Annotated in this window: 7 protein-coding genes; 4 read left to right on the top strand and 3 right to left on the bottom strand. The window is 31.2% G+C overall.

The annotated features are described in order from the left end of the window. Together A9G44_RS04765 and A9G44_RS04760 are read right to left on the bottom strand one after the other, a co-directional pair. The coding region (locus tag A9G44_RS04765) for an ATP cone domain-containing protein (RefSeq protein WP_218837534.1) at positions 1-329 on the bottom strand (329 nt) is incomplete at its 3' end. A gap of 494 nt (positions 330-823) precedes the next feature. Further along, positions 824-1,989, bottom strand: a protein-coding gene (locus A9G44_RS04760; RefSeq protein WP_143426311.1) for an IS3 family transposase whose coding sequence is annotated in 2 segments (ribosomal slippage) — positions 824-1,743 and positions 1,743-1,989 — 1,167 coding nt in all. Because the reading frame shifts where the segments join, the coding sequence is not laid out codon by codon here. Between the two features lie 248 nt (positions 1,990-2,237). On the opposite strand from A9G44_RS04760, the gene A9G44_RS04750 reads away from it, so the two are divergent. After that, positions 2,238-3,065 carry a MetQ/NlpA family ABC transporter substrate-binding protein gene (locus A9G44_RS04750; protein WP_065609428.1) on the top strand — a complete coding sequence of 276 codons (828 nt, stop codon included), beginning with the start codon at positions 2,238-2,240 and terminating at the stop codon, positions 3,063-3,065. A 139-nt stretch (positions 3,066-3,204) separates the two neighbouring features. On the opposite strand, the gene A9G44_RS13975 is transcribed toward A9G44_RS04750, so the two are convergent. Further along, a complete protein-coding gene (locus A9G44_RS13975) occupies positions 3,205-3,426 on the bottom strand; it encodes a hypothetical protein (RefSeq protein WP_065609427.1) in 222 nt (73 codons plus the stop codon). A 445-nt stretch (positions 3,427-3,871) separates the two neighbouring features. Here A9G44_RS13975 and A9G44_RS04740 point away from each other — a divergent pair, with 445 nt between their 5' ends. The 3 genes from A9G44_RS04740 to A9G44_RS04730 are packed head-to-tail and all read left to right on the top strand — an operon-like array spanning position 3,872 to position 7,660. Further along, entirely contained in the window at positions 3,872-5,848 is a 1,977-nt protein-coding gene (locus A9G44_RS04740) for a BglG family transcription antiterminator (RefSeq protein ID WP_065609426.1), read from the top strand. Beyond that, positions 5,838-6,293 carry a PTS sugar transporter subunit IIA gene (locus tag A9G44_RS04735; protein ID WP_034914438.1) on the top strand — a complete coding sequence of 152 codons (456 nt, stop codon included), beginning with the start codon at positions 5,838-5,840 and terminating at the stop codon, positions 6,291-6,293. Before A9G44_RS04740 ends, A9G44_RS04735 begins: the two co-directional genes overlap by 11 nt. Before the next feature lie 29 nt (positions 6,294-6,322). Then, complete coding sequence (locus A9G44_RS04730) at positions 6,323-7,660, top strand: PTS galactitol transporter subunit IIC (RefSeq protein ID WP_034914441.1); 1,338 nt, start codon at positions 6,323-6,325, stop codon at positions 7,658-7,660. Positions 7,661-7,669: the final 9 nt, after the last annotated feature.

The following is a 7,669-nucleotide window of genomic DNA, read 5'->3' as shown; positions in this document are numbered from 1 at the left end:
ACCAATTTTTTAACGTGTTCATAAAGTGAAGGTGGGGTAAATTGATTAAAGGCTTTTTTACGTAAATGAAAGATTGCTAAGCGTGCGGCTAAATATTGATAGTCTGGCGCTTCTTGTGAGATCAGATCGGCTGCAGCACGAATAATTGTCTCATGAATATCCGATGTACGAATACCATCATAAAATTGAATATGTGAACGTAATTCAACCTGAGAAACAGAAACATTTTCTAATCCTTCAGCAGCCCATGTAATAACACGGTGGATTTTATCAAGGTTTATTGGTTCTTTCTTTCCATCTCGTTTGGTAACGAGTATTGATTTATTCATTCTTTCATTCCAATGTTAAAGTATATTTTTAATTATGATAATTGATGTTTATCAAAATATACAATATATAGTACCTATTAATTGAATTTGTCACTATATGTAGTATTATTAATCAATGGTTCAAATTTATTAATTAAAATAAAACGTTATTGATTTTAATAGTTAAAATTTATTTTTCATAAAAAATGATAAGAATAACTTATGCAAGTTAACGTTGTGCTATCGATATCATTTAACTGATTATCGACAAAGTAAAAATTTGCATGAGTTAAAATGTACTTGGCTGATGTAGCGGGCGGTGTACGGGTCGTAATATCGGTAGCGATTATAATGTAACCCTGATTATTCGTATCATCCTGATACTCACCTTTACAAGGCCAATGCTAAAGCGAGGTTGCCATAGGAGTTGAAATTTCTGTTAAAAACTTTCAGGTAACTATACGTTTTAGTATAAAATTGTTTTTTAGTCGGGCTGACTGATCCTAGCCAGAATATTAGACAGTGCCCACCTCTATCATTTTTTCGTTTTGGTAATATTGTTGTTCATATTGTTCAGGTGATACCCAGCCATTGGCTGAATGACGGCGTATCCGATTATAATAGATTTCAATATATTCAAATACTGCTTTATTAGCCTGCTTCCTCGTTTTATAGTAACAGTCATGAATAATATGGGTTTTGAGTGTATGAAAAAAACTCTCAACAACCGCATTATCAAAGCAGTTTCCTCTTCGACTCATGCTTTGCCTTAGCCCATATTGTAACAATAATTGCTTGAAATCAGCACTGCAATATTGGCTTCCTTGGTCACTATGAATGAGTACATTTTTAGGAAAGTGACGCCGAAATAAAGCTTGTTTTAATGTATTACACACTAAATGGCGGTCTATGTAGCGACTGGTTTGCCTAGCAATCACTTTTCGTCCATATAAATCGATAATCACCGACAAATATAACCAACCTTCCCCCGTTTTAATATAAGTAATATCGGTTACCCATGTTTTATTAGGCTTATCAGGGTTAAATTGCCTATCTAACGTGTTGGGTACAATATTGCGATGAGCCGTGTCTGTTTTATACTTGAATTTACGTGCTGCTTTACTATGCAATCTTAAACTACGTAATCCCAATTGTTGCAAAACACGGCTAATTGTTCTTTCTGAAACTTGATAGCCCGCTTCTCTTGCATCATGAAGCAGGCTTGGTGCACCCAAACGGGCTTTATGTTGCCAATACTGTTTTTGGATATACTCGCTGAGTTTGGCGGATTTGTTTGCTCTTTTTAACCAAGCATAATAACCTGATGAACTGACACCAAGTAATGAGCATATCCTAGTAACGGGATAGCAGGTTAAATGATTTTTCATATGAGTGTACTTCACCGACTTGGATTGTTGATGATATGCACATGCGCCTTTTTTAGTATATCATTGGCCATTTTCAGTTCTTTAATCTCTTTTTCTAACGCCATAATCCGCTGTTGCTCAGCTGTTAACTCTCGACGGCTAGTTTTATTCGGGGAAAGTTGCCTAATCCATTTATCTAGGGTTGATTTACCCACACCTAGATGGTTGGCAAGTTCGCTGATAGAAAGGTGTGCATTAGATAACGCATAATCCACTGATTGTTGTTTAAATTCGATACTAAATTTTTTGACCATGATATTTGTCTCCTATGATTTTTGTTTATATCATAGAGGCGACTTTTGTCCACTTTTTTGGCGAGGATCAGATATTAAATACAAACCTTATATACCTTAATAGAATATTGATATAAATTTTATGTATTTTCGTTATTTATAATACTTACTTATAATCATGATAAATTGATTTCAAATAACAAAATTGATTAGAAGAATTATTTTACTAACACCTTGAGTAGTAATTAATTGATATATAAGGAGTAATAATGAAAATATCACTATATTTATCCATAATACTTGTAGGATTTTTTATATTTGGATGTGAACAGAAAACAAATAAAGACATTACAAACAGTATTGAAAAGAAGGAGATCATTGTTGGACTCCCCCCAAGTATGCACAATATTTTAATGGAACGCGTGGTAAAACCTGAATTAGAAAAAAAAGGATATATCGTAAAACTGGTAAATTTTAGCTCATTAAGAGATTCTAATACCGCTCTTGTCGAAGGAAGCATTGATTTAAATGCTGCTCAGCACCAAGCTTATCTTAACGTTTATAATAAAGAGACCAATAATAACTTGGTTTCATTAGTTCATATCCCTTCTATTTCAGCGGCATTATTTTCACAAACACATCACTCAATTAATGATGTTTCATTAGGACAAACAGTGGTTATCCCTAATGATCCTTCAAATACAGCAAGGGCTTTATTATTACTTCAAAAATTAAATTGGATAAAGCTAAAATCAGACGCTCAGTTGGGCAATGTGAATCTAACAGATATCATCGAGAATAAATATAATTTGACGTTTAAAACGTTATTATCAGAAATCATTCCACGTACACTTGATGAAGTTGATTATGCGATCATGCCGGGTGGTGTTGCGTGGTTAAGTAAAGTACCTATTGATAATCTTTTAGTGCAAGAGGTATTATCGCCCGATTTAGAATTAATGGTAGTTATCAAAAAAGAAAATCTTAATACGCAATGGGCTAAAGATGTTAAACAATTGTACCAATCAGATGCGCTAAGAAAATTCATAAGCGAAGATCCACAAGCTAAAGGTAGATTTATTTGGCCTCAAGAATAAATTGATACTCCTTAAATATTCTAAGTGAAAGCTTGGGTATTTAGGGTTAAAAATCATCTTTTATAACAAGCAAAAAATAGATATATAGCATAAAAACAGTGACTTATTTTTAAATTGATTGTGCTACAATTTTTTGCTTTTAATTTTTATAACAAAATGATGGAATGGCAACACATTTGTAAGATTGATAACGTCTAACGGTGTATTTTGATACCAGCAATAAAGCTTTCATCACCCGAAAAATGTAACGGCGTGATACCCAAATATCCTCTTTCTGTAAATCAAAACGAATATCTTTTGTTTTAAATGAGCCACTTTGGCTTGCTTGTGTTATCCAACGGTCCAATGTTGACGGTGTCAAATCATATTCTGTAACGATTTCAATAAGTTATTTACCATGTTGATAAAGACTGACCATTTGGTGTTTAAAATCATCATTGAATATTTGTCTTTTGTATTTAATCTTATTTATATTTGTTCTTTTTTTAGTTGTGATAAGTTTACCTTACCCCTTAAAAATAAGTTATATGAATCAGTGTAGCCGATCCATTTGAATTTCCTAAAACAATATTAGTTTCAAGTTTTCCTATCATATCTAAAAGACTTAGAAAATTACTCTAGAAATAAATATAAATTTTTTATTAATTATCGCTATTGTCTCAATATGTTCTTATTTCAGTTTTTATAATTACATTTTTTTCCAGATTAATCTGGAAAAAAATGTAATCGTCTTATTAGGTTAACTAATTATACTTTAAAACAAAAATAATGAATAAATTGTCACAAAATACAAAAGGGGTTTGGTAATGGAAAGACAAATACAATTGCTGAAACTACTTTTCAATGAATCAGAATTTAAACCAGCAGCTTATTTTAGTTCAAAATTATCCATTTCAACTAAAACCGTTTATTGTGACATTGAAAAGTTAAATGAGCAGCTGTTAGTTGCCCCAAATAGTGATATTTATATCGAAAAAGCCCCACGTAAAGGGTTAATACTGATGGGAAATAAAAGCAGTATTGATTCGGTAATTTGTTATTTAGAACAAAACAATAGTCATGGTTATTTTAATAAAAACTCACGCCGATTAACGCCAGAATATCGTCGTTTAGATATTATAAAGCGTTGTTTGTTAAATCAAGAAACTGTTTCATTAGAGCAACTTTCTGATGATTATATTGTTAGTAAAACATCACTTCATAAAGATATCGAATTTATTAACCATTCATTAGAATCAGAAAACGTTTTATTAAATGTAACGCATAAAGCCATTATTGTAGAAGGTAAAGAAAACCAAATTCAACGCGCTATTAAGCATTTTTTATTGTTATATATTAATAAACAAGATGGTTATTATCTAAATCAATTAATGAAAACATTGATGGACAATGATTCTTTTGAGCAAATTAGTCAATTATTATTTGAACACTATGAATCAATAGTTCAACAATCTTCAGAATATTATTTATCATCTTTATTGATATCAATAGCAATACAGTTAAAACGGTTAACTTTAGGTAATGCTATTGATGAAGAAGATGATTTTTTATTTAACCATATCCGTTACATGCAATCGTATTTAATTGCATCTGAACTTGCTAAAAAACTTGAAGTTACTTTTAAAATTGCATTTTCAACTAACGATATTAAATATCTAAGTAAACTGTTTTTCGCTCATCGAATTATTGACGAGTCGGTAAAAGTTGATGACAGCTGCTATGAACAAATCATCCGTAAAATAATAAAAAAAATAGGCGAAATTGAAGGTATTGATTTATTAAAAGATAATAAATTGTTTCACTCATTGTTATCTCACTTTCCACCTATGCTTACGCGTTTGCAAAAGAAAATACGTATTATCAATCCGATACTAAAAGAAATAAAACTTGAGTATTCAAAATTATTTAGCGTATTGTGGTATGCACTTTCTGATTTAGAACGCAAATTTGATATTCGTTTAAATGACGATGAAATCTCATTTTTATTGATTCATTTTCAAATAGCTTTAGATAAGGCAGCTGATGCGAATAATATTGTAATTATTTGCCAATATGGTTGTTCTTCATCGAATTTGATTCTCAATAAAGTTCGAAAGATCTTGCCTTCTAAAGATAATATCGAGGTTTATTCGGTTTCGAAATTGACATCGGCAAATCTCAGTAATGTCGATTTAATTATTACTACACTTGATATTAATAATCTAAATAAACCAGTTGTTAAAATATCATCTTTATTAAATACCAATGACTATCAAAATATTATTCAGGCTTATGCAAATTATGTATTAAATAAACCGTCCGATTTTTCTGAAAGCACAAATTATTACCCATCTACTGCAAAATATGTACATCCAGATCTTATTCAATTAAATATCGAAATTGATAATAAAAATGAATGTATTAATCAATTAATACTTCATCTTGAAAATAAAGGTTATGTAACTGATCAATATCGTGATTCTGTTTTACACCGCGAAGAAATAGGTGACACATCTATCGAAAATGGCATTGCTTTACCCCACGGCTCACCCATGTTTGTGAACAAATCAAGTATATCAATTATGACATTACGCAAGCCAATCAAATGGGGAGTTATTGATGTTAGCGTAATTATTATGGTTAGTCTTTCAGAAGAAAATATTAACAGTATTAATGAGGTATTCACCGAAATTTACAAAATTGTTTCTAACAAACACGTTATAGCAACGTTAAAAAATATCACTAGCTTCAAACAACTAAAATCATTTTTAAATAATCAAAGAGGAGTCAAAAATGTACTTTGATAAGCATTTATGCCTTTTTAATATTGAGGCATCAAATCAAGAACAAGTCCTAACACAAATGGCACAAATGTTACTTATTAATGGAATTGTTAAACAAGATTTTTTAGAAGGTATTTTGCAGAGAGAAAAGCAGTATCCAACTGGTTTATTGGTTAATTCAATTGGGTTTGCTTTGCCACACACAGATTCATCGAAAGTTAAACAATCTCAAATTTGTTTTGCATCATTAAAACAGCCAGTCACTTTTAAAGGTATGACTGATGAAAATGAAAAAATTCCTGTCAAATTTATCTTTATGCTTGCCATGAAACAGCCTCATGAACAAGTCGAAAATTTGCAAAATTTGATAGGGTTATTCCAAAACGAACAAGAAATAAAACAATTAGAACAATGTCATTCAACTAAGGAATTTATCGCTATTTTAAATAAAGTGGGCGTTAAATAAAAAGATAACTTTTATTAAGGAGTTCTGAAATGGATAGTGTAATTAATATTTTTCAATGGCTAATAGGTTTAGGGGGGGTAGTATTTTTACCTATCATAATATTTATTATTGCTCTTTTTTTTAGAGTACCATTTTCAAAAGCTATTATGGCGGGTATTACCGTTGGTATTGGTATAGTTGGTTTAGGTTTAGTGATTTCTTTATTGTCCGACACTTTAGGTGTTGCCATCCAAAAAATGGGGGAACAATACGGAACATCATTAAGTATTATGGATATTGGATGTGGTGTGGGTGGTCCATTGGCATTTTCAACTACATTAGGATTACTCCTTATTCCTATTTCTTTAGTAATTAATTTTATCTTTATTTCACTTGGTTGGACTCGCACATTAAATGTTGATATTTGGAATTTTTGGTTTGCAATATTTTTAGGATTAGTAGCATATTCCGTTACAGGATTATACTGGGTCGGTATTATTGGATGTATTACCGCTGTTATGTTGCAATGGTTCTTAGCTGATTTATTACAAAAACCAATTAGTTCTTTTTTTGGCTATCCGGGTATTTCAATCACTCATTTAATGGCATTATCGGGAGCAATTGTTGCCATTCCATTAAATTGGATTTTTGACCACATTCCAGGCTTTAACAAATTAAACGCCGATTCAGAAACGTTAACTAAAAGATTTGGTATTTTTGGTGATACGGTGGTTATTGGTTTAATTATTGGTTTAGTTGTAGGTATTTTAGCTGGTTATGATGTGCCACAAATAGGTAAATTAGCTATTTCAACTGCAGCGATTATGAAAATAATGCCCAAAATGGTTGCTATGTTTATGGAAGGTTTGCTACCAGTTGCTGAAGCTGCACGTGAATTTACTAGTAAAAAATTAAATGGCAAACAGGTTAATATTGGTATGGATGCAGCATTAACAGTTGGACATCCAGCTGTTATGGCAACGGCATTAATTATGGTTCCGGTTTCACTATTATTAGCCTTAATTCTACCTGGTAATAAGGTATTACCTTTCGGTGATTTAGCCTTCTATGCTTTTGGTATCTGTTTGATGGTGCCATTTTTCAAAGGAAATATTGTTCGTTCAATTATTGGCGGCACAATTTATTTAGTAATTTGTCTATATATGGCAACTTGGCTCTCACCAGTTATTACCGATGTATTCCATTTGGCTAATTATGACGTGGGTACAGCTCGTATTATTACAGTTATTTTATGTGGTTTATGGCCGGTAACTTTGTTTGTTTTATTACTAAATTATCTTGGATATGTAGGATTAATTGGCTTAGCACTAGTTATTTTATGTTTACTTATTTATATCAATAAAATTAGAAGAATTGAAATATATTAAAAGGATAAA

It is taken from the genome of Gilliamella sp. Occ4-3 (genome assembly GCF_001690675.1).
In the GTDB taxonomy this organism is placed as follows: domain Bacteria; phylum Pseudomonadota; class Gammaproteobacteria; order Enterobacterales; family Orbaceae; genus Gilliamella; species Gilliamella bombi.
Note: the sequence above shows the minus strand (reverse complement) of the source record. Positions and strands in the feature narration are given on the sequence as shown.